This window comes from Bacillus sp. DWP3-1 (assembly GCF_049896565.1).
Lineage (GTDB): Bacteria > Bacillota > Bacilli > Bacillales > Bacillaceae > Bacillus.
Window position 1 is genome coordinate 506,676 of sequence record NZ_JAFCUN010000001.1, and the last position, 24,895, is coordinate 531,570.

Consider the following 24,895-nt stretch of genomic DNA (forward strand, 5'->3'; position numbering starts at 1 on the left):
GTGAAAAGGAAAAAATGATCCAAGGAGAACATTATGTTTCTAGTGACCAAACCCTGATCGCAGATCGAGAAATTGACATTTGCATACCAGCAAACCAATCAGCCAGAAAAAAGAACATCCATTTTAAAGGAATTAGAGGTTGGCGAGCATTTTTTTGCAAATTTTGATGCATCGGCTGGACACCCGCTTGACCTAATAGAACGTGCAAAAGGCATTGAATTCGGCAAACCAGTCACCATTGGAACTATGTATGGATTGGCGGTGGCGCCATTATTAATCCAGATGTCACCATAAATATCTTGATAAATCAAAATCTGGCGAATAAACGTGGGATTTTGATTTTTTCTTTTTTGTCTCAATAAGATAAGTATACTTAGATTTGAGACAAGAGAAATTCATTTGCGCTGTAACTTCCTAGAATATATATTATGTAAACTAAAAGAGCCCGAGTTTAAGTTTTGATTGTATTCATAATTGCTATTACTCGAGCTACTCAAAAAGTATTAAAAGGCTTGCTATTAAGTTGGAACTTCGACATTTAATTACTTTCAAGACAATTGTTAACAAAAATGGTTTTAATAAAGCGGCTGAACATTTGGGTTATGCGCAATCTTCTATAACTACACATGTTAAAGAATTAGAAAAAGAATTAGGCAGGCCCCTTTTCGACCGATTAGGAAAGAGAATAATATTGACTCACTTCGGAGAGCAATATCTTCCTTATGCAAATCAAATAATTGAACTATACGAACAATCACTAACTATTGATAAGGAACCTCAAGGAGATCTAACTATAGGAATATCAGAATCCTTAACTATTTGCCGGATTCCTCTTATTCTCCTCGAATTTAAGCAGAAATATCCGAAAGTGAGTCTTTACGTTAAGTCATTAGAAAATTACGATGTCACCAAGAGCCTTCAAAGTGGTGACATTGATTTAGCTTTGGTTTTGGAAAACAAGAACTGGACACAGGAGGAGTTGTATATCGAAGAATTAGTACGGGAGATAATGGTCTTCATTAGTCCACACAGCAAAGGGGACACATTAAATACTGCATTATATTCTGATTTAAGATGTAGTTATAAATCAGTTTTCGATGATTACATTATATCAAATGAACTTTATATAAAAGATAGTATAGAGTTTCAAAGCATTGAAGCAATAAAACAATGTGTTAAAAATGGACTAGGGGTATCTCTTGTTCCCTTCTTTTCTGTAAAAGAAGAACTAAAAAATGGCCTATTTAAGGGAGAGAAAGTTTCAAACCAACAAAATTCCCTATCGACTTACTTGACATATCACAAAGATAAATGGCTATCACCCTCTATTACTAGCATGATTGAACTAGTTCAGAAACATGCAAAAACTTGGGAATAAGTATAGAAGGTGCTTTATAAAGCGCCTTTCAGACCGTAGTTTTTACCGAAGGTAGAAAAGTGCGGAATTTTCTCGGAAAACCCATACCCAATAAACCAACGATAAGCAACATTGGTTTCAATTTCTTTAATGGTTTGACGCATGGAGCGAATGCCAAATAGATATTGGATCAAAACCATTTTAATGAGAACAACGGGGTCCACACTTGGTCTACCATTTTTGAAACTATAATGATCTTTAACAAGATTATAAACGAAGTCAAAATCGATCGCTTGATCTATTTTCCGTACAAGATGATCTTCAGGCACTAATTCATCTAAAGCCACTACTTCTAATTGGTTTCGTCTTTCTTCTTCACGTTTCGATAACATGTTCATTCCCCACAGAATTGTGTTATTACCCTTTATTATTATATGTATATTTTTTAGGGTCATAATTGTTCAAGTAAAGTTAGTTGCTCCGTTTGTTCAATAAGAAAAGGAGGTGCCGCAGCTACCTCCTTTGTTAAGTCAAAGCACCCTTTAGTTTTATAAGCAACACTTCGAAAATACGAGATTATTGTAGCATACTCTCCAATTTGTCCTTCACTAGCACCCATTCTTGGTCGATTACACTATAATACACAGAGTCTCTTAAATAACCGTTAGGCATAACCATATGATTCCGAAGCACCCCTTCTTTTACCAAACCCAACCGTTCAATTGCCTGCTGAGACCGCACATTTCTGCTATCTGTTTTCAACTGAACACGAATTGTCCCAAGTGTTTCAAAGCAGTGTTTCAAAAGAAGATACTTACATTCTGTATTTATTCTAGTTCGCCAAACAGTTGGAGACAGCCATGTCCAACCAATTTCCAAGTTACGATTTGGTATGGATATATTAAGAAAACGAGTGCTTCCCACAATTTTCCCCGAATTCTTATCGAAGATAACAAAAGGAAATTCGCTTCCTTGCTCTCTCGCTTGAAGTGCTCCATTCACAAGGGACTTCATATCTTCAATCGATTGAACCCTCATTGGCATGTGTGCCCATATATCTGAATTGTTTCCCGCATCAAATAATTCCTGTACGTGATAATCTTCCATAGGTTCTATCTTTACTCTATCTCCTATTAATACTACAGGCGTTATCTCCATAATTCTTCTTCTCTCCTTTTTTAGATATCGGCTTAAAGAAGACCCTATACCTTTAGCTTTAGTGTTGATAGTATCAAATAAACTGATCTCTTCTTCATCTTCCAAATAATGAAAAGCTAAAAATGGCACATTAATAAATGCATTTGTTTTTTCTAAATATAACTTAATTCCACCTAATCGATGCTGACCATCCATTTGTTAAAGAGACATTTGAAAATGGTGACAAGTAATATCTAATCCAACTTTAAGGTAGAATCTATGTGCATCATGCCTATGAACACCAGAATCTAAATGAAATTATTTTCCTTTGCTTGACTTATTAGCCAATCCCATCTACAAGCAGTTTAAATCTTTTATTGGGTGTGGCGACATACCGCTGGCGTTTTGTTAGGTATAGCTATCATTGAATTCTATATAATAAAAAAGCTAAGGAAGTATAAGAGTCCTTAGCTTTTTTATCTCCAATGAGAGATGCTCAGCGAGACTGACCCCTTTATTCATGGATTTTTATAGGTTAAGGAAATCATTAAATATACTGACTCATGAGAATAGTTTATATATGTATGAAGCTCTTCTCCATTAAATTTAATAACATCCCCCTGATTTAACTGATGTATCTTATCTCCTACTTGCATCTCCAATTGACCGTTTAATACCATGACCATTTCTTCAGAACCTGCTAAATGAAACTCGCTGTATCGGCTGTAAGGTGCGATGCGTGCTCGGTACCATTCAGTCGTTCCATGTGCTTTAAATAATGGATTAACAACCCAATTATTATTTTGCTCAATCAAATAGTGACTGTCTTTAAAACGGTAAACTTCTATGTTTTCATCAAAAGTTAATAAATATGTTAGAGGGATGTTTAATCCTCTACATATTTTCCAAAGGATATTAAGTGTGGGATTGGCTTCCCCTCTTTCAATTTTCCCCAACGTTAATTTACTAACATCACTTATATTCGCTAACTCTTCAAGACTAATGTTTTTATCTCTGCGAATTTCTCTTAGATTAATTCCTACCTGACTAGATAAATTAATATTTTCCTCTTTCATTTTTTCACTCCTTTCATATTGATTTCGCCAAGATAGTATACTATAGTATAAAAAGGTGTTAATTATAGTTAACTTTTTGCGCAAAAAATTTATTATAGTATACCATAGGTTTTTCAGTATTTACAATGAGAGGTGTTTTTTTATGAAAGAGTCAAAAAAAATTTATATGATATGGAGTATTTTTGCTTTGTTTATTATCTCCATGAACTTACGTGCTTCTATCACATCAATTTCCCCGGTTTTAAAAAATATTCAGATAGACTTACAGATGTCTAGTATCGTGGTTAGTCTTCTGACTGCTATTCCTGTTTTTTGTATGGGTATTTTTGCTCCTGTCGCTGGAAAGCTTAGTAATCGATGGGGGATAGAATTGACGATTGCATTATCGGTATTGTTAATAGGTGTGTCAACAGCATTGCGCTTCTTTTCGACCTTTTCTTTCTTTTTGTTAATGACTGCAGTATTAGCTGGAATTGGTATTGCGATTGCAGGACCACTTATTTCTGGATTTATTAAAGAACATTTTCCTAAATATTCATCTTCTATGATTGGCGTATATTCAGCTGGAATGGGGATTGGAGCTTCTTTAAGCGCTGGATTGGTTGTACCAGCTATGTACTTTTTTCATAATTCTTGGAACGCTGCTTTATCTATTTGGGCCTTATTTGCTGTAATAGGTATAGGGGTATGGATTCCAATTATCAAAAAGTCTAGTGTAAAAGGGAAAAAAGAAGGAAAATCAATCAATACAAAAAATCAGTTGCCTTGGAGCAATCGGTATGTTTGGCTTCTTATGATCATTTTTGGACTTCAATCTGGTGTGTATTACTCTCTTGCAACATGGTTAGCTCCAAAAGTACAAGAAATGGGTTTTAGTGCCACATATGCAGCAACAGTAGCTACTGTTTTTTCAATCACACAGATGATTTTCAGCTTTATTATCCCTATTTTAATTAATAATAGTTTGAATAGAAAACCTTGGATTATCCTATGTGCTTTATTTTCCTTTGTTGGTATCATCATGTTAATAACCGGAAATATCTCGCCTATTACTAGTGCGATTCTAATAGGAATTGGTGCTGGAGGATTATTTCCATTAGCCATGATTCTGCCTTTAGACGCTACCTCTACGCCAAGAGATGCAAGTCAATGGACTGCAATGATTCAATTTGGTGGTTACATTATAAGTGGAGTCACTCCTATGTTTGTGGGAGCTGTAAAAGATATAACAAACACATATAACATTGCATTTTTTGCATTACTATTTATTTTAGCTACACTTATGTTATTAACGTTAAAAGTCAGAACAAAAAAAATATCTAACCTTCATTTAAATGAGGTAAAAACATCAAATATGTAATGTTTTAATTATCCTTTTTTATAAAAACTAATTTTAAAGTTGCTGAAAAAGAGTCCATTTTGATTAGTCTTTTCTTCAAAATGGATTCTTCTTATTAATCTTAAAATATGGACTTTTGAGGTGTTTCAAACAAAATTCACTTCTAGGCTAGGCCTCTTATTAATTGCTTCAAAAGCTAAGATTTTGAAGCAATTAATAGACAAGTGTTTTGTTCAATGAAGTAAATGTAGATCAATTAGAAGTATTTGTTTACGTGGGTTTATTGTAAGAATAGATCTACTTTTAGTTCCGTTTATCGGAAGGTAAATCAAGATCCATTGTAGGCAAACATCACGAATATGGATTCATAATATGCAGTTGACAACTTACAGAGTTGGCTTATATATATAAAGTCAATTTTTCCCTGCGAATCATAAAAATTAAAGATGGGCCTAGATATTTCATTTATAAGTTCTACCTCCGATAGGGAACGAGTAGAGAGTAAGTTAACATGTAATCACCTCTCTTTAAGTCTAGAGAGGTGGCTACCCTCTTAACAGATAACTATGGTTTTTGTAAAACCATTTAATGATCCATCCGGCAAAGGATATCAACGACCTGTCAGTTCCAAAAGATGTAAGGACTTTGTTGAATATTTATCTACAGGAGAAAATGTTCTTTTCACACCTATTTTAATTAATATTAATGCGGGAGGGAATTGGCAGTTTACTGCGTACGATAGTCTAAGGCCATCATTTGGACGTTTGGTATGCAAAAAGAGAGGATCACTTATGGATGTCTTTACTTGTAGCAGTCAAAGAAAAAAGGTGAATTCCCTTTGAAAATGTATAGGGAATTCGCCTTTTTTTAGTTTGAAGTTGCTAAAATCCACATTTCTTAATGTTATTCTTGATATCGTGCATAAACGATAAATTTTGATATATCTAGAACCCTTTGTATATATGGATTCTTCTCTTTTGGTGATTCTCATGGTTATGTTAACTAAATTTGTATAGAGGATACACTTAGAGAATATACATGAAATATGACATTATAGGGGGAATGTGATGAAGGGACAAGGAAGATTAAGTTTAAGTGTCGGATGGATTACTTTATTCTTAATGGGGACTGACTTATTTGTTGTATCTCCTTTATTACCATTTATTTCACAAGCATATAAAATTAGTTCAGCCACGGCTGGCTGGATGGTAACGGTCTTTGCGATTACGTATGCTTTTTCAGCTCCATTCTTTGGGTGGCTCTCGGATAAAAAGGGCAGAAGATCTTTGATTACATTGGGTTTATTACTGTTTGCTGCTTCTAATATCCTAACTGCCTGTGCCCCATCCTTCTTGTGGCTAATTGTTAGCCGTATTTTAGCTGGATTCTCAGTAGCTTCAATTACCCCTTTAATATACGCTATCATCGGAGATATCGCACCACCAGGTCGAAGGGGAACATGGCTTTCAATCGTTGTTTCTGGTCACTTAACAGCCCTTTGGGCTGGAACACCACTCGGTACATTATTGGAACATTTTCTCGGTTGGCGTTCCGTATTTATTGTAATGGCCATACTAGGAGTAATATTGATGTTTGTAAATTTTAAAGCATGGAAGTTTGTTCCTAGTAATGAATCAACAACAAATTTATTAAAAGGAAATTTAATAAGAATACTTGGTTCCGTAAGCGTTACTGCCATGTGGGCCATTTCAATGTACACCTTGTATGTTTATTTAGGTACAGCCCTACATTTTAATAATGGGTTTTCATCGGCAGAAATTGCATTAGCCGTTACCTTTTACGGTATTGGGGCGGTTTTAGGGAGCCTTTCAAGTGGACAATTAACTGATAAGTTTGGGGAAAGAAAAATTTCTATAAATACATTGATTGTATTGACCCTGATACTCCTTTGCCTAGGCGTATTTTTCTCATCCGGTGATTGGTTGTATTTCTTTATGTTTATATGGGCTTTAGTTGGATATGCAGGATTCACATCTTATCAAGCTCGATTAGCTATTGAGTATCCTTTGGAACGAGGAATTGTAATGGCATGGAACAATACCGCACTCTATGTTGGTATTACCCTTGGATCAATGCTTGGGGGTTACGTTATATCGAATTGGGGATATTCTACTCTTCCATATGCTTGTAGTATTGCTGCTCTTTTAAGTTGTATAATTAGCACCAAAAAAAGAAAGTTGTTAAAGGAAAAAACAACTTTTATTAGTAGATAAAAGACCTCACGAGGTAGAACTTATTAATGAAATATCTAGGTCCATCTTTTAAATTTTTATGATTCGCGGGGAAAAATTGACTTTATATATATAAGCCAACTCTGTAAGTTTTCAACTGCATATTATGAATCCATATTCGTGATGTTTGCCTACAGTGGATCTTGATTTACCTTCCGATAAACGGAACTAAAAGTGGATCTATTCTTACAATAAACCCACGTAAACAAACACTTCTAATTGATCTACATTTACTTCATTCGCTTGAATAATGATTCAAGTGCTTGTTTTTTTAAGGATAATAATTTGTGTTTATCTTAAATAGTCGCGGGGATTTTTTGGCTAAAGCTTTAGCCAAATCTAACAGTATAGTTCAAGTACAATTTTTGATTGTAATGTAGATCCATTCGGAAGGTAAATGTGGATCCATTGTTGTACAGTCCCTCTTATCCAACTCCAACTGCTATATCCAACAAATTAAATCAGTCATAAAAGTTTTTAAATTAAAGTGAATTATTTGTGCAGGGACATGAATAAGAATCCATTCTGAATCCCCTTTTTATATTGTTGGATCATCAAAGCCCTAATGGACACGTTCGACAATAAGCTGAAAAAATAGACTCTACTCACTTAAATTTAATAAATGAGTAGAAGTCTATCATTTGAAGTGATATATCTGCTTATTTCTTTTTTTAGCAATTGAATCCTGCTTTCAGCCCCACACTTATTTCACAATTAAAACTGGGCAGTCCACTCTTTTGGCTACTTTATGACTGACACTTCCTAGAACCATCTCTTGAAATGAATTTAATCCTCTGCTGCCTATAATGACTAGATCAAAATGATTGTCATTGGTGTAAGAAACAATTGTAGGCCCGGGTTCACCATGTCTCATTGTTAGTTTATAGGGAAATTCTTCAGTTTGAAATTTTTCTTCTATTTTTTTCAGCTTCAGTCTCCTAGCTTGCTCTAGTGCCTCTGCACTTCCACTATGCAACACTTCGCTTTTAGATTTTGAATAATCCAAAACATAGATGAGTTCTACTTCTGCATCTGTAGTTAATTTTCCTAATTGAATCGCATGGTCAGTTGATCTTTCAAAATGGACTGAACCATCCACAGCCAATAGTTTTTTTTTTATACATCTTCCATCCCCCTCATTAATGACCTGATGCTTTTGCATTTGGCTGATCATAAGTGGCTAATTTCTTTATTAATTTTTTGCTGGCGTCGTTTAATCCTGTTAGAAGGACGTCTTTATTATTTTCTTTCAATTTCAATACAACTTTATCGATCGCTGCTACAGCTGAATCATCCCATATATGGGCTTCAGCAAAGTTTAATGTGACTTTTTCTTTTTGTTGATCACTGAAAGAAAATGATTTAACAAAGTCCTGTACTGATGCAAAGAATAGTTGACCTTTAATATCGTATACTGTTTCTTGATTTGAAGAGTTTGAAGAAATTTTTACATGAACCTTTGATATTTTGGCTACAAAAAAGATAGCACTTAAAATGATTACCGCAAAAACGCCTTTAGACAAATAGTGAGTTGCTACAACAGTGACTACCGTTACAACCATTACAATAGAGTCAGTTAAAGGAACTTTAGTAATTGTTCGTAAGGTAAAGTGTTTTTTAAGCTTATGAAGAGTGTTGGAGATTTTCAATATGATGTTTTAAGCGAGAGTACTAAAGCAGGTATTTATGAAGCTAAACTAAAGGGAAAAAATACAGGTCGGCCTAGAAAGCCTGATGCTAATGTCAGACGAGCATTAGATATGTATCAAAGCAAAAAATATAGCATCGCTCAAATTACACTTGAGACGGGTATAAGTAAAACAACTCTATACAGATATTTAGAGGATGAAGGGTGATCTTACTCTTACCAAATGAAAAAGGGTTCGTTGATCTGAACCCTCCCCCCTCTTCAAATTAAATTCTATTTGCATGGACTTATTTAAACTTTTAGGCAGGATTTCAGAACCTATTATCGACATATATATAAAGGAGCGCATTTTTTCTTATCTAGAGCTGTCCTAGTGTACTTCCCCTTTCACTAAAGTGTTTCAATCGATCACCAAAAGCTGATGAATTGACATAAGGCCACCAAATCTGCGCAACTTTTTCTTCTGCGTACATACTCTTCGTGGAAATATCCTAAATGAGCAATTGGGTCACCAAATGAGGTGAGCCCAAGTTTTGTTGACACCATTAATATTTCGAAGGTTTTTTCACGTTACTTTCCAGTCTCAGCAAACTGCTTCAAACGTTCTCCAATTTCATCACGTACTCTTTGGAAAGATACCCATTTCTCTTCTTCTGTTCCTTCTGCTTTTGCTGGATCATCAAATCCCCAATGAACCCGTTTGACATGTGAAGGTGTTACCGGACATTTATCGGCTGCATCACCGCATAGTGTCACAACTAAGTCAGCGTGATGCAATATCTTCTGATCAATCAGATCAGACGTTTGATTAGATATATCAATCCCTATTTCTTTCATTGCTTTTACAGCATTCGGGTTTAATCCATGAGCTTCAATACCAGCGCTATAGACCTTCCACTCATCTCCAAGATGTTTTTTAGCCCAACCTTCAGCCATTTGACTGCGGCAAGAATTACCGGTACATAAAAAGTAAATTGTTTTCTTTGACATGTTGATCGTCTCCTTTAATGTATAATCAATAGCCAGAAATACAAAGCTAAAAGTGTGATGAATAGTGTTGGTACAGTTAAAATGACTCCTATTTTGAAATATGTCCCCCAGGAAATCTTCACACCTTTTTGAGAAAGGACGTGGAGCCACAGTAGTGTTGCTAAGGAGCCAATGGGCGTAATTTTTGGTCCTAAATCTGAACCAATGACATTTGCGTAAATTAACGCTTCTCTCATCATTCCTTGTGTATCGGTACCGGATATGGCTAATGCATCGATCATGACCGTCGGCATATTATTCATGACAGATGAAAGAATTGCTGCGATAAATCCCATACCAAGAGTCCCTGCCAATAAACCTTGATCTGCTACAGCTTGGATCACGCTTGAAAGAGCATCAGTGAGCCCTGCATTTCGCATGCCATAGACAACAACGTACATACCTATGGAAAAGAAAACGATCGCCCATGGTGCTTCTTTTAGAACGCTTTTTGTTTGAACAGCAGGGCTTTTTTGTGCAATGACCAAGAATAAAATGGCAATCACACCAGCTATGACCGATACAGGTATAGATAAAAATTCGCTTGCAAAATAACCAATCAACAAAAAAGCTAATATATACCAAGATAATCTAAACATCTTTGGATCTTCTATTGCTTCACTAGGATGCTTTAACTCAGTCATATCATAGCGTTTAGGTATACTCTTTCTAAAGAAAAGGTACAGTACAGTGATACTCGCTAGCAATGAAAAAAGGTTTGGAACAACCATTCTGGATGCATATTCAATAAACGTAATGTTGAAATAGTCGGCTGTTACAATGTTCACCAAATTACTAACGACAAGGGGAAGCGAAGTTGTATCTGCAATAAACCCACTCGCGATAATAAAAGGGAATACAATTTTTTCATTGAAGTGTAATGCTCTGACCATTGCTAAAACAATGGGTGTCAAAATAAGTGCTGCACCATCGTTTGCAAATAAAGCAGCGACGATTGCACCAAGGATGGTCACATACACAAACATACGCAGCCCACTGCCTTTTGCAGCCTTTGCCATATGCAATGCTGCCCATTCAAAAAAGCCGATTCGATCAAGTATGAGTGAGATGACGATAATGGCAACAAAAGCTAAAGTCGCATTCCATACGATGCCTGTCACGGTGATCACATCATCAACATTCACAACACCTACGATTAATGCTAAAATGGCCCCTCCACATGCGGACCACCCTATGGATAAATTTTTTGGCTGCCAAATAACCAATACCAAAGTTAACAAAAATATGAGTAATGATAAAACGGCAAAACTCAAACCCATCCCTCCTTACGAACAAGAAATGTTTGTTGCGTTATGTTGTATGCTTTTTAAAAGGTCATCTTCTTTATCAATTAGATTTAAGATGATACAAATCGTCTCAAATTCTGGACACAGTGTATTGATTGAATAATAACGCCACTGCCCTTTTCTGTTCTCATGGACAAATCCAGCTTTTTTTAATTTTCGTAAATGCTGACTAATCGCTGGTTGACTCATTTCGAACTTATCTACCAGTTCACAAACACAATATTCCTTCTCCAAAAACAATTTCATCATAATGAGTCTTGTTTGATCACTGAGTATTTTTAAACAATTCGACATATGTAACAAACCAATTGAAACATCTGAAGTCACAATGGTTCCCTCCCTCTTTTCAAATATTGGTGACGGTCCCTGTTATCAAATCCTCCAATATTATATAACTGAATACTTATATAATCAATTGATTATATGATTTGAACAAAAATTTATTCGCGTTAAAATTATTGATTAATGTTTTTTTCTTTTATTTTTTATTCATCAAAAAAATTGATTATTGTAGAATCCTTATTTGACTATTGTTTATAAAGCATAAAATGGATCTACATTTCTTTCAATGGTCTGTCATATGACAATTCCTATTCTTATATAAATCCCAATGGCTCATTTTGTTGATGCGCTAGCTCCATTCCTCCTACCAAATAGAGAGCGTTCTTTTTATCTATATCATCATCAGGCCAAGTGCGGATTAGTTGACGCAATCTAACTGCAACGGTCTTACACACATCTTATTAAGTAACTATCAGAATCCTAAAGATCCAGCAATGGAATGATGTCATCTTGATAGTTTTCAAATGGAAGTCGGTGTAAGACCAATCTGCTTCGCAATGGCGGATTTCCATATTTTCAAAGAGAGACAATTCTAATAGGGTTATTTTGATTTAATCCCTGCACCACAAAGAGGTATGACAATGGTTTCTTCTGATTCCTTTTTATATTTCATGTAGCCAGCCAAATTGACTGCAGATGTCACTTCTACATAAAATCCTTTCTCACTTAGTTTAGAGCGTGCATTTAGAATCTCATCTTCTTTAATATCAATAAACGTACCATTGGTATCTAGTACAGCTTCTAAAATTTGTTTGGAGCGTGCTGGAGCAGCAATGGCAATCCCTTCTGCTAAGGTCCCTTTATTCGTCACAGGTGATGCTGATTCCTCTTCATTTTGATAAGCTTTCACAAGGGGTGCACAGTTTTTCGCTTGTACGGCAACGATTTTCGGTATTTTATGAATGAAACCATTTTCAAATAACTCTTTAAAGCCATAATACGCACCTAGGAGGAGAGTACCGTTTCCAACCGGAATGATTAAAGCATCAGGTGCTCCTTTTAGTTGCTCATAGATTTCATAGGCATATGTTTTTGTTCCTTCAAAAAAATAAGGGTTATAGACATGGCTTGCATAAAAAACGTTTTCATTGTCTACTGCCTTTTGTGCCGCAGCTGCAATGTCCTCACGTGTACCATGAATTGTTTTAATCGCTGCTCCATGTGCTTTTATTTGAGCAACCTTTTTAGGCGAAGTTTCATCGCTTAGATAGATGTCACAGGCAATACCACAACGTGCTGCATAAGCTGCAATCGCCGTTCCTGCATTCCCACTACTGTCAGCAATCACTTTTGATACCCCTAATTCTTTAGCCTTTGTCATTAGAACAGCGGCTCCTCGGTCTTTAAAGGATAATGTCGGCATCATATAATCAACTTTTACATAAGTGTTTGGCTCATTAGGGTCTAGAACGATTAAAGGGGATTGACCCTCCCCCATTGTGACAGTTTCCCAAGTCTTTGAACCTTTTGTAAATGGCATGGTTTCAACATAACGCCATAATGAACTTGGGTAGTCATCCCAAGCTGCAACATCTATTTTCGGAGTATCTTTCACCAGATTTAATACTCCACCACAATCACATTTCCATAGAGTTGGTGTCATCTCATACTTTCTCCCGCAATGGTTACAAATCAATTGATTCATCGATCATCTACCCCTTCGAATATTTTTTTATATGAAATATAATTTTTTATATAGAGTAGGCAAAAAAATATCTTAAATATATGCAATGGCATCAATTTCAATTTTGAAACCAAAATGTAATTCATTCGTTGGTACAATAGTACGTGCTGGTTTATGTTCACCGAAAAAATTAGTATAAACAGCATCTACTTTGTCCCATAAATGAATATTCGAAATGTATAATGTCATGCGCAAGATCTTCTTTTTTTTACTTCCAGCAGCCTCTACAATCATCTCTACATTCTTAAGCGCTTGTAATGTCTCTTCTTCAATGTGGCCGAACTCTTTTTCTCTCGTTTCGGGATTGATGGCAAATTGTCCTGAAACATAGACCGTGTTTTGATGAATGGTTGCGAATGCATAGTGTCCGTTTGATTTTAGATTTCCTACCTCGAGTATGCTTTTCATTTTGACACTCCTTACCTCGATTTATTTTTGATTTCATCCAAATAGCTATAGACGGTTACTTTGGAAATGCCTAACATAGATGCGACCTTCTCAACAGATCCTTTCATTAAAAAGATGCCCTTTTCATCCATAAATTTAATTAGTTCAATTTTTTCATGACGTTTCATGACTGGATGAACACTGTTTTGAATGATTTGTTGAATCAATTGATCTACTATTTCTTCCACATTTTCAAGATCATCATTTGATGTTGTTTCTTTCTCTTGAGCTTCCACTTGTGTAGAAAGAAAAGTATCCATAAATTGCTGCATTTGATTTAGTGCTTCAACATCAAAATTGATACAGAAAGCACCAATCACCTTTTGCTTTGAATCACGTATTAATGAAGTCGAAGAACGAATCGTACGCTTATCTTCTGTTACAAATGTATAACCAGCCAGATAATCTTCTTTAAAATCTTCTGATTGTAATACAGTCTTTACTAGATGATCAAATGATTGGCCGATTTCTCTTCCTGTCACATGGTTATTTACTGTAAACATGACAGATGCTTGAGGGTTCGTTAAATCATGAATAACCACTTCGCAATTTGGTCCAAACATTTTTGCAGTAGATTTTGCTAAAGGAATATAACTCTCTAATAAATTCTTCATATGTTCCATGCCTAAGCACCTCATTTTTTTATTCCACTAGATTATATAATTTTTTATATATAAAAACAATATATAGATTTATTTATATATCATGATGATCACAAGATCACAAATGTGAAAATAACCATATAAAAAAGCAGCCATTGACTGCTTTTTGCTTGTGCTCCTTTCTAATTGCTTTCTTTCTGGATTCCATACAAAATGACGTCAATTCCCCATCGGAACCGTTCCATTGATACGGTATCACCTGCAAACATTTCTTCTTTCAGGCTATGGATGAAAGGGAACCGCGTTTTGTCTGCATCATGAAATGTTTTTTTAATGTCTAAAATCTGCGTAGATCCATGTTTCTTCCAAGAGACCTTTTCGTAAGCTACGGAAGATACGTATAACAGTAACAGGTCTACTCCCCATGCAGCGGATGTAGATTTGATCCCGCCTTCATGCAATGCAGCGAGAATATGTTCGGTCAACTGAAGAAAGTTCGTTCCTTGTGGAATGGTGGAAAGAGAAATTTCAGCAAGACCAGGTTTTTCAAATAGCAGCAGGAAATAAGTATGCAATATTTCACATAACTTTTCTTTCCATGTGCCATCCACTGAATCTGGATAAACCATTTGGCCGAGACCATAATCCAATACGTAAGCACTTAGTTCTTGAAAATTGTTCACGTAGACATACAAGGATGCAGGTCCCGTATCCAATGCTTTAGCCACCTTACGCATACTCATGCCCTCTATCCCTTGCTCCTTAAGAAGCGAATAGGCAGTTTTAACAATAAGCTCACGGCTTAAGGGCTTTTTAGCCGGCCGAGACCGGCGACTTATAATACGACGATTTGAATTGTTCATACTCTCTTTATATCATGTCAAAGTAAAATAGTAAATTGAGCATCAATCACCGTTTACTTGAAAAGAATTCATCATATCTGCAAGCTTGACCGCAGCGTCTTTTGAAAAACACAGTTTTAAACTATTCTCCGATTCCTGAGCCTTTTCCGATGAATATTCATACATCATTTCTTCGTACTCTTCAATAGCCTTTTCAATATCATTAGGATGTCGGACAATAGCAAGTGCAAGCTCCATTGCATCAAACATCGCCATGTTTACACCCTCACCTGCGAATGGTGTCATGAGATGAGCTGCATCACCGATAAGTGTTACCCCTTTATGACGGTTCCATTTAAAACCGACAGGAAGCGTATAAATACGTCTTGGAATGATGACATCTTCTGCATAACGAATATAATTTTTCAGCTGATCATCCCAATCACTAAATAACTCTAATAATGGTTCTTTCGCTTCATTCGCTTGATTAAATGGAATGCCACAAGTCTCGATCCAGCTGCGTTCTACCATAAGGCTTGCATACACTTTTATTCGTCCATCTCCATTTAACTGACCAATAATTCCTTTGTGATCAGCTAAAGCAAACATCTTACCACGTTTATTAAATTCAGCTAAATCAGGTCCGTATTTGATGTTTTCAGCATCAATTTGATCTAACAGCATTTTACACAAAACACCACGATCAATTTCTGGCCGAGTGCCTTTTTCATGTGATTCAGTTTCTTCGTCTAGATAGATTCTTCCTGCTTTATCAAATAACCGGAAATCTTCTCCTTCATAGCGAGCGTTCTTTTGAAATTTCTCATAAACTCCTGCTTCCTTTAAGGCTTTTTGACCTGTTTCTTCGTGAATATCCAGTGAGCCTCCTCTTTCAAGACTCTTGTCATGCATCTCCCGTTCATAGATGGTTGTTTGTATACCGTAATTTTGCAGAATTAAGGCGAGTGTTAGCCCTCCTGGTCCTCCTCCAATGATAGCGATTTGCTTTTGTTTTTTAGATAATGCCTGCATCGTATGCATCTCCTCTTCTTTATGGAAGTAGTGTAAAACCACATCTCATTTATATTATAACGAACATCGTTCGTAAAGAACAGTGTTCGTTTAAAATGGTTTATTTCATGAATGTGTGCTTTAATTGTAATGAACCCAATCATTCGACACCCAAAGGATATAAATTGGACACTTCGATTTAGGGATTTTAAAGGATTTCAAATCATAACATGATTCTTAGATCAGTCGGTTCCTAATGTTTCAATGCTGAGTCTGCGAGGTGTTTCTATGAATAAATTATTGGCAATGTTGATATTAGGATTGAGCTTTAGTGGTGCTGCTCTCATTCTTTCTGTCCCTTTGTTATTCAAATCCAAACCAGAACAATTTGAGCTGATGTTTGCTGCTGGATCAGCAGGCGCATTCGCAGTATTTGCTGTCTCATGCCTAGTTTCTCGAAAACAATTCAATCGCTCATTAGAACAATGAAAAATCGTTTTTTGCGGCGTTTATTCACTATATATCTTTTTGAGTTGGATCAAATGTTTTTATCTTGTCTGCTATCATCTTCCTGTTTCATTCAAGATGGCTATAAATGTGCTATTACTAAATATCAAGTCTTTTAAAGTCACGCTACCTGAACGTCTTCAATTGATCGAAACAAAAATAAGCCATTGATTCAATATGGCTTATCATGTAAAACTATATTCAGTCACAGCAAACTGCTGTAATCAACCCCCAATTTCATCTCTCACCCTTTGGGAAAATGCCTATTTCTCTTCTTCTGTTCCTTCTGCTTTTGCTGGATCATCAAAGCACCAATGCACTCATTTGACCTATGGGATTAACACCGGAGTTAACGTTTTTAGGTAAGGTGATTCTTTCGATTCTGATGTTTATTGGCAGAGTAGGTTCTCTGACCATTGTATTTATCTTTATGAAACGAACCAAAAGCCCAATACGTTATCCGGAGGGAGAAGTATTTGTAGGCTAATATGAGCAATGATTGAAATGGTTCCCTTTTAATTTAATCATCAAGATGATGGATTGATCCACTTTAGATTTTTTTCTCTTCATTCACTACAAGCTGTTTGGAATACAGATCTGTTAGTACGGTCTCTTCTTTTCCAAACAATCAGCATTCGGTATTTAACGGAAAAGCTGAGATATTCAACTTTAAGCTGACGCTTGAAACGGCTTTGATCAGCAGATTCTCCGTTATTACTTGTTGCTCGTTTTCTTGATTAAGTCCACGCCATCATATGACAGGCTTTCCACACGTGCAGCCTTTTGCAGAATGTAATGATCACAAAAGGTCTTCGTATAATCCGTCATAAGATTTCGCATATCTAATGCATCCCTTGTGCCTCTGAGTTCCTCATCTACACCGGTAAACACGATGTCGCAGTAATCTAAATGTGCAGCGCGATCAACAGAGAAATAAAAGGTTTCCATGCTGTTGTTCACGCCAATGAGCGCATTCATATGATAGTTAGGTTCAGAAAACAACAGCAGAAAAGGTTTATTCAGGTCGCTATCGAGAAGGCCGAATGCCCCGCTGTCCAAGCCAATTCCGCAGGAAAACCGGTCGTCATCCCGGCAAACAACCGCTGCCGTAGGTCCTCCATAAGAGTGTCCGACGATGCCCATGCCGACGTCAAGCATCAGTCTGTCACGAAAGATAGAATCCAATTCTTCAGAGTTTAGTTTGTGAAGATGATCGGCTACGTACCTTACATCTTCTGCCTGTCGTTCACTATATAATGTTAACTGATTAATGATTGGCAGAGCCAGGACGTTACGGCACATCTCAATAGCCGTTTCATCGTCAGGCCGCATCTTCATCTTGCCAGCCAGCTCGATCATCTCCGGATCTTCAGAAAACGCCATAATGACATCCGAAAAATCCTTTGATACATTCAACAGCTTCCCATCTTTCCGTTTATACATTGTGCTATTCTGATGGCCGATACTGACGACAACATAACCCAGGCTTGCCAGGTCTGTACAGATGGCTGTCCCCCATTCCGGTGAACCGCCCCCGCCGCAAACATAAAATAACACTGGATAGCGCTTTTTCTTCCCAGAAAGAGCAAGGTCGTCGTAACAATGAGTCTTGATATCGATAGAGAAAAAATTCTTCTCTTTCAGATACTCAGTGACAAGTGGCTGCTCATGAAGCATTTCGTAGACTTCAGGAAACATGTACGTTGATGGAGTCTTCCCTTCGCTGCTATCGGACGGATAGTACACAAACGCGGTCAATTCTCTTTTTGAGTCATCTGATGCTGTGTACTCAAAATCCATCTGGGTACGAGCGGCGGTATAGCTGCCGATTGGTTCTGGGAATGTGTCATATCTTTTCATCCTTTTGTTCCCCCTTAATAAATGAAAGTGCGAATGTGAAATACACATGGCGATATAGCTTTCAAAACTGTAAAATGGTTACATCCAATCTTCAGTTCATCATCCTTATTCCTTGGCTTCCTTGAGATCGCTAACAACTTCAGCATATTTATCATCTCTAAGAAGCCCATGACCCATAAAGTCAGCAAAGTACTTGCTCATCTTATGCTGCAGGTTAGAATCCTTAATATCGAATTCCCTAAAAAACATGACTAAATTAAACTGCATAGATTCAAACATAAAAGAAATGAGGTCGTCATCAATATCAGGTCGTAGATATCCATCAACCCTCATGCGGCGTAACATGTCCTTGATTAAGGGGAATGACTCGCCCTTTAGCACATTCAAATATACTTTTAGTAAGGTGTTCTCTGGAATGTGTAAAAATGTTTCAACGAGTTTGATTTCCAGTTCATTCAATGGCTCAGTCGCAATGCCATTAGTGTTGTCAAATAGGCCAGTAAGGAAAAATTGAAAAAGAGAATCTTCATTGTTGTTATGAAAATACGCAGCTCTTTTCTTGGTCACATGTCGTATTAAGAGACAATAAAGGTCATCTTTGTCTTCAAAATACCGATAAAAAGTTCCGGGATGCATGGACAAACGATCCAAAACCATCTTCATCGTTATATCCTCGTAAAGATGATCAACAAAAAGATGCATAGCACGATTACATATGTCCTCACGTCTTGCTTCATCCAATCGAAAGAAAGTATTTTTTGGCATAAATGACTCCTTTATGTAAAGTGTGAACTCATTCACACCATATCGATAATTGATTCACATGTCAAGCTGTATTGAAATAGATACCCGCTCTTTGCTCGGACGGATTTCACCCCATTCGATGAATATAGCTTTGTGATATAATAACTAGTCAAGGTCAACCGCTAAGTGATTCGGAGTGAACTTGGTGAAAGGTATTCATCATTGTAAAAGATTCTGAAGAAATGATAGGGTGATAGCGATGAGAAGACTTGAGTCTGGTATATCAGTAGACAACGAATTATTTTCTGATATTGTCAGGTATGAACACGAAACGATAAGCAGAACGACGATCATCAACTCGAATGTTCGTTCACCTATATTTTGGAGCTGTCACTTACATCATCTTGTATTTGATACGTGTGATCTGACGAATGCGAGGTTTTTTGACGGTAGTACGATTGATCATTGTACCTTTATTCGTTCCGACTTGCGCTCTGTCGGTATTGCCAGAAACGAAGCTATTTTCACTAATTGCGAATTTTCCTCGTGTGATATGAGAGGTATGACATTGGAGAATGCTACGTTTATCGATTGCACTTTTTATCAATGTAGATTCAATGACCGCGTTTTACAGGCAGCGAATATCGTCAATTGTTCCTTTACAGGTAAGCTAGTGGATATAACGTTTGAAGGAAATGGCAAACAAAAGCTGATCGCCAATTTTGAAAACTGCACCCTTGACGGTGTTCGTTTTACGGGCTGTGACCTTTCGGCATGTATTCCGCCAACATCTAAAAACCATCTATATGTTGAAAAGTTATCTGCACATGTGAAAAATGCCTTGGAGAAGATAGACGTTGACCCTACTCTTTCTGACGATGATCGGAAAATAATGGTGCGTAGTCTGCGCAAGCTTGAGCATATGGAACAATATATTTTTAACACGGCGCATATGAAGAAAATACATGGGGCTACTTTTGTTGAGCGATTTTTCAGCTATCTGGAATGCAGCAAGGACAATGCTTGATGTTTGCTGCATCTCTTTCTACTTCATATCTAAGTGCTGCATCAACTTCGAGTATATTTGAGTGGAATGAGTTCTTCAATTTTTACCTTGACTAGCTCGCCATTCATCTCGATGATGACTAAACATGCGGGTCCGAAATCTGAAATGAGCTCTCTGCAAATACCGCAAGGACTCACTACCTTTATCCTTCGATCTTCTTCATCTGAATAGGGATGTCTTACTGCGACAATTGTTTCAAAATCCTTATGTCCATTCGATAAAGCACTGCCAATCGCAATAGGCATAAGCTTCTTCATTATGCTTTTTTATAGCGATGAATCATATATCGGATGATTTTTGTGATGACAGAGGTACACATGCATAGAAAGGTCATAGCGACTACCCAATATAAGTTCGACATGTCGAACCCCGTATAGGCAAAGATAAAAACGGTTGAAGCTGCAAATGTGATCATTAGAACGACATAGACCCGCTTAAAGACGAAGTAGCCGACAATCCCCCAGATCAAAGATAATAAAGGCAATGTAAATAAGATCAGAGCCATAGGTTGAAGAAAGGAAACACTCATCATTCACTCTCCTTTACTAACCGCCATTTGTATAAATCCAATGAAGAAGCGAACAATATTATATTAATAGGGAATATGTATGTTGTAAACAAAAAAATGGTATTTAAGGAAATTTTAATATGTAGTGAATTGAAAAAGGCTGCTTTCAAGTAAGCAGCCCATTCACTAAATTTCGACTATTTTAATCAAATCATTCTACCTTTTTGTGGTGTAAACTCAACCCCTATCGATTGATCACCTGAATGATTTTCTCCTGAGCATCTTGTGCCTCAGGGATTGGCATGACAACAAATACATGAAGCATTTCAGGATAAACAAAGGTTTTTATGTCAATTCCTTGTTCTGTTAGTTTTTCATCAAGCTTTATGGCATCTGGATATAACATATCATGTGTTCCAATAAAATGAGTAATCTTCCCAAGTCCTTTAAAGTCACCGTAAATGGGACTGATCAATGGGTCAGTTACATTTTTATCAGCTGTCCAAATCTTTGCAATGACTTCCATTCCTTCAGGACCTAGAATCGGGTCCTTTTTTGCATATTCAAACATTAGAGGATTGCATAAGCTCATGTCAACACATGCAGATAATAAAATAATATCCTTCGGCTGCGGCAGACCTTCCTTCTTTAAAAGGTGCGCCAGACCAAGTGAGATATTTCCGCCAGCTGAATCTCCCATGATCGTCAATTGATTGGCACTTCCGGCAGTTTTCAGAAGGTCTTTATATAGGTTTAGGATTTTCGGATAGGTATCCTGGCAGCTATAATGAGGCACTTTTGGGTAAATAGGAGCCACCACTTTCGCATTGAGTGATTGCGCCATCTTATCCATGAACCACCAATGGAAATTCAAAGGCTGATTTGTCCACGCGCCGCCATGTATATATAGAATGACTTTTTGTTTTTGTGACGTTTGGTCATTCAAAGTGAAAACTTGCATGCCTTCGAATGTCTGCTCTTTTATCTCACTAATTAACTTCACATCATCCCCAATGGCATAAGGCTTCGTATTTTCTATTCCTTTTTGATCAAGAAATTTTTTTGTGTTTTCAATACTAGAAAAACTCTCTTTATTACTTTGGGAAGCGAATAATTTTTCAAATTGAATACTTTCTTCAGAACGTTCTCCATTAACAATTTCCACACTCATTTGTTTTCTCTCCTTTAAGTCAATTGTTTTATTGTTGATGTATCACACGAAATGATTCGAGGTAGACTTGTATTTCTTTATCAGAGGTCTTTAACAAGTTAGATAAAAGGTCTTGAATTTGACGGAAGCGTTTGATTTTCCTTTCAATTTCTTCGTGTTTGTGATGGACTATCCTTCTTAAAGTATCAGGTTCTATGTCTTGACTCAGCAGTTCCATAACTTGTATTTCCTTTATCTTTCATGTAGCGTTCGATCTTTTAACATTTTTAAGGTTGCTGTAAGGTTCGGATTAATACAGGTTAAGGTTGAGGTTGTACAATGGGTTTGTAAGGAAGTGAGGGATGAGTCAAATGGTCCTCCTTCTAAATCAATCATAGAGGTGAAAAGGTTTGAGAGAAAATAAAATTTTGTCTTCATTATGTTACTTCAGTATCTTTTTTGCGCCATTTTTGTTTCCGATTATCGTCTATTTCTTAGGGAAGGACGAAGTAAAATATCATGCGAAAAAATCGCTATGGACACATTTTATTCCTTATTTGATTTTTGGCATTGGCATCCTTGGTTCAGGTTTACTTGGCATGAACGATATCAGACATGCTGGTCCGTTCTTAATTGCAACGTATGCTGTGACATTCCTTGTGGCGATCTACTTCTTTATTTGGAACATTGTCAAAGGCATTAAAGTGTTTTCAGAATAATAGATGGGAAAAACGGTTCTGTGATTGATCAGAACCGTTTTTTTGTATGTCCATTTATGCGGGTAATTGGATATCAATCGTTGTTCCTTCCCCTATTATACTGCGTATCGTAATATCCCCGCCGTGCTTTTGGATAATATCCTTTGCAATGGCCATTCCGAGACCAGAGCCTGCATGTGTTCCTCCTGTATTCGTCCCTCTATAGTAGCGGTCAAACACTTTTTCTAGCTCTGCCTCTTCGATTCCTTTGCCGTTGTCTTGAATCGTGATGTGGGTATTTTCTTTTTGTTCCAGCTGTACAATGATTTTCACATCAGAATCATTGTGAACAAGGGCATTTAAAATGAGATTGGTGACCGCTCTTCGTATGAGGATCGTATCAATATTTAGCATGAGCTTGTCTACATTCGATTGCAGCTCAATCGTCTGATCTGCATATCTCGAATCGTTTAGGATATCAATTAACGTTTCCCGCAGCAACGGCACAATGTTCACTAGCTCTTTATGCAGCATCACGTCGTTATTTTTCAGCCTTGTTGTTAAATTTAGATCCTCCATGACATCTTTGATGTACAGTGATTTATTCTCTACGATGCTGGCATAATGTCTGATGTCTTGATCAGAAAGAGGATAATTTGGATCTTTGATGATTTCTGCATAGCCTTGAATAGAGGATAATGGTGTTTTAATATCATGAGAAATATGACTGATCCACTCTTCCCGCATTTGCTCTAATTTGTCTTTTTCTTTTTGGCTTGAAGCGAGCTGCTCTGATAAGTGATTGACATTATAGAAGACATCTTTATATATTCCCTTAGTTGGCAGCTTTGTCGTATAATCTCCGTTTGCGAGCCGCTGGATTCCATGAATGGCACGGCCGAGCGGTTTGATGAGCTGCCGGCTGAATAAGTATCCAATGAATAAGGCAATGATGGCATCGATCGATAATAAAATCATCGTCCCGATATTGAATCTTGATATTAAGTCCTTCGTGTCGAAAGAGAATAAATATTTTCCGATGGCAGGGTTCTTAAATCCGATAAAGTAGCTGTATTCCCTGCCCTTTCCTTTTTTTCCGCCGGCATAAATGGTCGATAGCAATTGCTTATCTTTATATTTATGTATGTTCACGATTTCTATAGGTGTATATTTGCTCTTTATTCCTTTAGGTGCGTGTGCATGATAGACGTCTTGTCCATTTTCGTCTAATATTTGAATCCACGCATTTTGTTGTTTTAAGGCTTGCTGTCCTTCTTTGTTCACAGTGATGCCTTGATCGGAAAAGGTTATGTATTGTTCAAATGTTCTTGTGAAGGTTTCGGGCGTATTTTCTTCGTTTTGCTGGCTGCTTGCTTGTAGTACAAGCCAAATCATGAATCCAAATAAGTTAATAAAGACCGTGATAATGGTCACGATAATGACAGAGACCATATATCTGCCTGTTAATCGCCATTTCATCCTTACGCATCCTTTACAACAAATTTATAGCCAAGCCCTTTGACCGTCACGAGAAATTCTGGTGTAGATGGGGAATTCTCTATTTTCTCCCGAAGTCTTCGTATATGAACCATCACCGTATTGTCAGAACCGAAGAAATCTTCTCCCCAAACGGTTTGATAAAGCGTTTCTTTACTGATCACTCGATTCGGATGCTGCAAGAAATAGGTCATCAGCATAAGTTCTTTCGGTGTGAGCTCAATTACCGCTCCGTTTTTCGTCAGTTCGGCTTGCTGCTCATTTAACTCAAATGGCCCTTTTTTGATCACGGGATCAGCTTGAGAAGGCTGTAAGTATGATGACCGTCTCAGCTGGGCTTTTACCCGGTAGGCGACTTCCTTTGGGCTGAAAGGTTTTGTAATGTAATCATCGCCGCCAATGGCAAGTCCTACAATTTTGTCTGATTCCTCTCCCTTTGCTGATAAAAAGATAATCGGAACATGCGAGACGTCTCTGATTTGTTTACAAATATCGTAGCCTTCACCGTCTGGCAGCATAATATCCAGTATGACGAGATCGGGATGTTCTTGATGGAATTGCGTGAGCCCATCACGGGCAGTTGAAGCTGTTATCACCCGGTCAATGCCTTCTCTTGTTAATACTGTATGGATTAATTCCAAAATTTCTTTTTCGTCATCTATAATCAATACTTTGCTTTGAAGCTTTGGCATTATGATCACTCTCCTGAAGTCATTGTTATTATTATACCCAAAGTATAGACATCGTGAAAAATCAACATTCTATTTGCACAGAAAAAAGCCAATTTTCTTT

24 protein-coding genes and 5 pseudogenes are annotated in these 24,895 nt (G+C 37.0%); 8 read left to right on the forward strand and 21 right to left on the reverse strand.

Annotated elements, in window-relative coordinates; translation table 11 throughout:
- Positions 1 to 14 precede the first annotated feature (14 nt).
- Positions 15 to 293 (forward strand): annotated as a pseudogene (locus ACP7A0_RS02575) (maltose acetyltransferase domain-containing protein); the annotation flags it as partial.
- 230 nt (positions 294 to 523) lie between these two features.
- On the forward strand, positions 524 to 1,378 hold the full coding sequence (locus tag ACP7A0_RS02580) for a LysR family transcriptional regulator (protein WP_426004140.1): 855 nt from the start codon (positions 524 to 526) through the stop codon (positions 1,376 to 1,378).
- Positions 1,379 to 1,413: 35 nt separating this feature from the next.
- Here the strand turns inward: ACP7A0_RS02580 and ACP7A0_RS02585 are convergent.
- The 3 genes and pseudogenes from ACP7A0_RS02585 to ACP7A0_RS02595 form a co-directional block, all read right to left on the reverse strand.
- Positions 1,414 to 1,749: pseudogene (locus ACP7A0_RS02585) on the reverse strand (transposase); the annotation flags it as partial.
- A 184-nt stretch (positions 1,750 to 1,933) separates the two neighbouring features.
- A complete protein-coding gene (locus ACP7A0_RS02590) occupies positions 1,934 to 2,515 on the reverse strand; it encodes a GNAT family N-acetyltransferase (protein WP_426004481.1) in 582 nt (193 codons plus the stop codon).
- A 497-nt stretch (positions 2,516 to 3,012) separates the two neighbouring features.
- Positions 3,013 to 3,570 carry a helix-turn-helix domain-containing protein gene (locus ACP7A0_RS02595; RefSeq protein WP_278022903.1) on the reverse strand — a complete coding sequence of 186 codons (558 nt, stop codon included), beginning with the start codon at positions 3,568 to 3,570 and terminating at the stop codon, positions 3,013 to 3,015.
- Positions 3,571 to 3,712: 142 nt separating this feature from the next.
- On the opposite strand from ACP7A0_RS02595, the gene ACP7A0_RS02600 reads away from it, so the two are divergent.
- Entirely contained in the window at positions 3,713 to 4,930 is a 1,218-nt protein-coding gene (locus tag ACP7A0_RS02600; RefSeq protein WP_278022902.1) for a CynX/NimT family MFS transporter, read from the forward strand.
- 1,046 nt (positions 4,931 to 5,976) lie between these two features.
- Positions 5,977 to 7,143 carry an MFS transporter gene (locus tag ACP7A0_RS02605; RefSeq protein ID WP_375567593.1) on the forward strand — a complete coding sequence of 389 codons (1,167 nt, stop codon included), beginning with the start codon at positions 5,977 to 5,979 and terminating at the stop codon, positions 7,141 to 7,143.
- 721 nt (positions 7,144 to 7,864) lie between these two features.
- On the opposite strand, the gene ACP7A0_RS02610 is transcribed toward ACP7A0_RS02605, so the two are convergent.
- Positions 7,865 to 8,323 carry a universal stress protein gene (locus ACP7A0_RS02610; protein WP_426004143.1) on the reverse strand — a complete coding sequence of 153 codons (459 nt, stop codon included), beginning with the start codon at positions 8,321 to 8,323 and terminating at the stop codon, positions 7,865 to 7,867.
- Positions 8,301 to 8,723: an STAS domain-containing protein gene (locus ACP7A0_RS02615; RefSeq protein ID WP_278022899.1), complete on the reverse strand. Its 423-nt coding sequence runs from the start codon at positions 8,721 to 8,723 to the stop codon at positions 8,301 to 8,303. The genes ACP7A0_RS02610 and ACP7A0_RS02615 overlap by 23 nt, the downstream gene beginning before the upstream one ends.
- A 72-nt stretch (positions 8,724 to 8,795) precedes the next feature.
- On the opposite strand from ACP7A0_RS02615, the pseudogene ACP7A0_RS02620 reads away from it, so the two are divergent.
- A pseudogene (locus tag ACP7A0_RS02620) lies at positions 8,796 to 9,017 on the forward strand (helix-turn-helix domain-containing protein); the annotation flags it as partial.
- 212 nt (positions 9,018 to 9,229) lie between these two features.
- Here the strand turns inward: ACP7A0_RS02620 and ACP7A0_RS02625 are convergent.
- The 9 genes and pseudogenes from ACP7A0_RS02625 to ACP7A0_RS02665 form a co-directional block, all read right to left on the reverse strand.
- Positions 9,230 to 9,355: pseudogene (locus ACP7A0_RS02625) on the reverse strand (chromate transporter); the annotation flags it as partial.
- Positions 9,356 to 9,379: 24 nt separating this feature from the next.
- Positions 9,380 to 9,799 (reverse strand): arsenate reductase (thioredoxin), encoded by a 420-nt coding sequence (gene arsC, locus ACP7A0_RS02630; RefSeq protein ID WP_426004145.1) that lies wholly within the window; start codon positions 9,797 to 9,799, stop codon positions 9,380 to 9,382.
- Between the two features lie 14 nt (positions 9,800 to 9,813).
- Positions 9,814 to 11,112, reverse strand: a complete 1,299-nt coding sequence (locus ACP7A0_RS02635; protein WP_426004147.1) for an arsenic transporter — start codon at positions 11,110 to 11,112, stop codon at positions 9,814 to 9,816.
- Positions 11,113 to 11,124: 12 nt separating this feature from the next.
- Entirely contained in the window at positions 11,125 to 11,472 is a 348-nt protein-coding gene (locus tag ACP7A0_RS02640; RefSeq protein WP_060596446.1) for an ArsR/SmtB family transcription factor, read from the reverse strand.
- 556 nt (positions 11,473 to 12,028) lie between these two features.
- Complete coding sequence (locus ACP7A0_RS02645) at positions 12,029 to 13,132, reverse strand: threonine synthase (RefSeq protein ID WP_106072785.1); 1,104 nt, start codon at positions 13,130 to 13,132, stop codon at positions 12,029 to 12,031.
- 72 nt (positions 13,133 to 13,204) lie between these two features.
- Positions 13,205 to 13,579, reverse strand: a complete 375-nt coding sequence (locus ACP7A0_RS02650; protein WP_106071485.1) for a RidA family protein — start codon at positions 13,577 to 13,579, stop codon at positions 13,205 to 13,207.
- Between the two features lie 11 nt (positions 13,580 to 13,590).
- Positions 13,591 to 14,241, reverse strand: coding sequence for a helix-turn-helix transcriptional regulator (locus tag ACP7A0_RS02655; protein ID WP_106071484.1), 651 nt, complete (start codon positions 14,239 to 14,241; stop codon positions 13,591 to 13,593).
- A 161-nt stretch (positions 14,242 to 14,402) separates the two neighbouring features.
- Positions 14,403 to 15,083, reverse strand: a complete 681-nt coding sequence (locus ACP7A0_RS02660) for a TetR/AcrR family transcriptional regulator (RefSeq protein ID WP_426004151.1) — start codon at positions 15,081 to 15,083, stop codon at positions 14,403 to 14,405.
- 42 nt (positions 15,084 to 15,125) lie between these two features.
- Complete coding sequence (locus ACP7A0_RS02665) at positions 15,126 to 16,094, reverse strand: FAD-dependent oxidoreductase (RefSeq protein WP_426004153.1); 969 nt, start codon at positions 16,092 to 16,094, stop codon at positions 15,126 to 15,128.
- A gap of 267 nt (positions 16,095 to 16,361) precedes the next feature.
- On the opposite strand from ACP7A0_RS02665, the gene ACP7A0_RS02670 reads away from it, so the two are divergent.
- Positions 16,362 to 16,562 carry a hypothetical protein gene (locus tag ACP7A0_RS02670; RefSeq protein ID WP_106047867.1) on the forward strand — a complete coding sequence of 67 codons (201 nt, stop codon included), beginning with the start codon at positions 16,362 to 16,364 and terminating at the stop codon, positions 16,560 to 16,562.
- Between the two features lie 732 nt (positions 16,563 to 17,294).
- Here the strand turns inward: ACP7A0_RS02670 and ACP7A0_RS02675 are convergent.
- Positions 17,295 to 18,440 (reverse strand): choline esterase, encoded by a 1,146-nt coding sequence (locus ACP7A0_RS02675; protein ID WP_426004155.1) that lies wholly within the window; start codon positions 18,438 to 18,440, stop codon positions 17,295 to 17,297.
- Between the two features lie 105 nt (positions 18,441 to 18,545).
- Positions 18,546 to 19,205 (reverse strand): TetR/AcrR family transcriptional regulator, encoded by a 660-nt coding sequence (locus tag ACP7A0_RS02680; protein ID WP_060596454.1) that lies wholly within the window; start codon positions 19,203 to 19,205, stop codon positions 18,546 to 18,548.
- 238 nt (positions 19,206 to 19,443) lie between these two features.
- On the opposite strand from ACP7A0_RS02680, the gene ACP7A0_RS02685 reads away from it, so the two are divergent.
- Positions 19,444 to 20,211: a pentapeptide repeat-containing protein gene (locus tag ACP7A0_RS02685; RefSeq protein ID WP_426004158.1), complete on the forward strand. Its 768-nt coding sequence runs from the start codon at positions 19,444 to 19,446 to the stop codon at positions 20,209 to 20,211.
- 41 nt (positions 20,212 to 20,252) lie between these two features.
- On the opposite strand, the pseudogene ACP7A0_RS02690 reads toward ACP7A0_RS02685, so the two are convergent.
- The 3 genes and pseudogenes from ACP7A0_RS02690 to ACP7A0_RS02700 all read right to left on the reverse strand — a co-directional run.
- Positions 20,253 to 20,489 (reverse strand): annotated as a pseudogene (locus tag ACP7A0_RS02690) (cytidine deaminase); the annotation flags it as partial.
- Positions 20,490 to 20,506: 17 nt separating this feature from the next.
- Positions 20,507 to 20,779 carry a DUF2651 family protein gene (locus ACP7A0_RS02695; protein WP_106038656.1) on the reverse strand — a complete coding sequence of 91 codons (273 nt, stop codon included), beginning with the start codon at positions 20,777 to 20,779 and terminating at the stop codon, positions 20,507 to 20,509.
- Between the two features lie 223 nt (positions 20,780 to 21,002).
- On the reverse strand, positions 21,003 to 21,929 hold the full coding sequence (locus tag ACP7A0_RS02700) for an alpha/beta hydrolase fold domain-containing protein (protein ID WP_426004160.1): 927 nt from the start codon (positions 21,927 to 21,929) through the stop codon (positions 21,003 to 21,005).
- Between the two features lie 389 nt (positions 21,930 to 22,318).
- Between ACP7A0_RS02700 and ACP7A0_RS02705 the strand changes: the two genes are divergently transcribed.
- Positions 22,319 to 22,627, forward strand: a complete 309-nt coding sequence (locus ACP7A0_RS02705; protein ID WP_034660817.1) for a DUF4870 domain-containing protein — start codon at positions 22,319 to 22,321, stop codon at positions 22,625 to 22,627.
- 54 nt (positions 22,628 to 22,681) lie between these two features.
- Here the strand turns inward: ACP7A0_RS02705 and ACP7A0_RS02710 are convergent, their stop codons facing one another.
- Both ACP7A0_RS02710 and ACP7A0_RS02715 read right to left on the reverse strand, forming a co-directional pair.
- The gene (locus tag ACP7A0_RS02710) at positions 22,682 to 24,085 is read right to left on the reverse strand and encodes a sensor histidine kinase (RefSeq protein ID WP_106038653.1); all 1,404 of its coding nucleotides are present in this window, start codon (positions 24,083 to 24,085) and stop codon (positions 22,682 to 22,684) included.
- 2 nt (positions 24,086 to 24,087) lie between these two features.
- The gene (locus tag ACP7A0_RS02715; protein ID WP_034660819.1) at positions 24,088 to 24,795 is read right to left on the reverse strand and encodes a response regulator transcription factor; all 708 of its coding nucleotides are present in this window, start codon (positions 24,793 to 24,795) and stop codon (positions 24,088 to 24,090) included.
- Positions 24,796 to 24,895 lie beyond the last annotated feature (100 nt).

What these genes read in the sequence shown, in the direction of transcription:
- ACP7A0_RS02590 (WP_426004481.1), bottom strand. Translation starts at nt 2,515, where the DNA reads ATGGAGATAACGCCTGTAGTATTAATAGGAGATAGAGTAAAGATAGAA.
- ACP7A0_RS02595 (WP_278022903.1), bottom strand. Translation starts at nt 3,570, where the DNA reads ATGAAAGAGGAAAATATTAATTTATCTAGTCAGGTAGGAATTAATCTA.
- ACP7A0_RS02600 (WP_278022902.1), top strand. Translation starts at nt 3,713, where the DNA reads ATGAAAGAGTCAAAAAAAATTTATATGATATGGAGTATTTTTGCTTTG.
- ACP7A0_RS02605 (WP_375567593.1), top strand. Translation starts at nt 5,977, where the DNA reads ATGAAGGGACAAGGAAGATTAAGTTTAAGTGTCGGATGGATTACTTTA.
- ACP7A0_RS02610 (WP_426004143.1), bottom strand. Translation starts at nt 8,323, where the DNA reads ATGCAAAAGCATCAGGTCATTAATGAGGGGGATGGAAGATGTATAAAA.
- ACP7A0_RS02615 (WP_278022899.1), bottom strand. Translation starts at nt 8,723, where the DNA reads ATGGTTGTAACGGTAGTCACTGTTGTAGCAACTCACTATTTGTCTAAA.
- arsC (WP_426004145.1), bottom strand. Translation starts at nt 9,799, where the DNA reads ATGTCAAAGAAAACAATTTACTTTTTATGTACCGGTAATTCTTGCCGC.
- ACP7A0_RS02645 (WP_106072785.1), bottom strand. Translation starts at nt 13,132, where the DNA reads ATGAATCAATTGATTTGTAACCATTGCGGGAGAAAGTATGAGATGACA.
- ACP7A0_RS02650 (WP_106071485.1), bottom strand. Translation starts at nt 13,579, where the DNA reads ATGAAAAGCATACTCGAGGTAGGAAATCTAAAATCAAACGGACACTAT.
- ACP7A0_RS02655 (WP_106071484.1), bottom strand. Translation starts at nt 14,241, where the DNA reads ATGGAACATATGAAGAATTTATTAGAGAGTTATATTCCTTTAGCAAAA.
- ACP7A0_RS02660 (WP_426004151.1), bottom strand. Translation starts at nt 15,083, where the DNA reads ATGAACAATTCAAATCGTCGTATTATAAGTCGCCGGTCTCGGCCGGCT.
- ACP7A0_RS02665 (WP_426004153.1), bottom strand. Translation starts at nt 16,094, where the DNA reads ATGCAGGCATTATCTAAAAAACAAAAGCAAATCGCTATCATTGGAGGA.
- ACP7A0_RS02670 (WP_106047867.1), top strand. Translation starts at nt 16,362, where the DNA reads ATGAATAAATTATTGGCAATGTTGATATTAGGATTGAGCTTTAGTGGT.
- ACP7A0_RS02675 (WP_426004155.1), bottom strand. Translation starts at nt 18,440, where the DNA reads ATGAAAAGATATGACACATTCCCAGAACCAATCGGCAGCTATACCGCC.
- ACP7A0_RS02680 (WP_060596454.1), bottom strand. Translation starts at nt 19,205, where the DNA reads ATGCCAAAAAATACTTTCTTTCGATTGGATGAAGCAAGACGTGAGGAC.
- ACP7A0_RS02685 (WP_426004158.1), top strand. Translation starts at nt 19,444, where the DNA reads ATGAGAAGACTTGAGTCTGGTATATCAGTAGACAACGAATTATTTTCT.
- ACP7A0_RS02695 (WP_106038656.1), bottom strand. Translation starts at nt 20,779, where the DNA reads ATGAGTGTTTCCTTTCTTCAACCTATGGCTCTGATCTTATTTACATTG.
- ACP7A0_RS02700 (WP_426004160.1), bottom strand. Translation starts at nt 21,929, where the DNA reads ATGAGTGTGGAAATTGTTAATGGAGAACGTTCTGAAGAAAGTATTCAA.
- ACP7A0_RS02710 (WP_106038653.1), bottom strand. Translation starts at nt 24,085, where the DNA reads ATGAAATGGCGATTAACAGGCAGATATATGGTCTCTGTCATTATCGTG.
- ACP7A0_RS02715 (WP_034660819.1), bottom strand. Translation starts at nt 24,795, where the DNA reads ATGCCAAAGCTTCAAAGCAAAGTATTGATTATAGATGACGAAAAAGAA.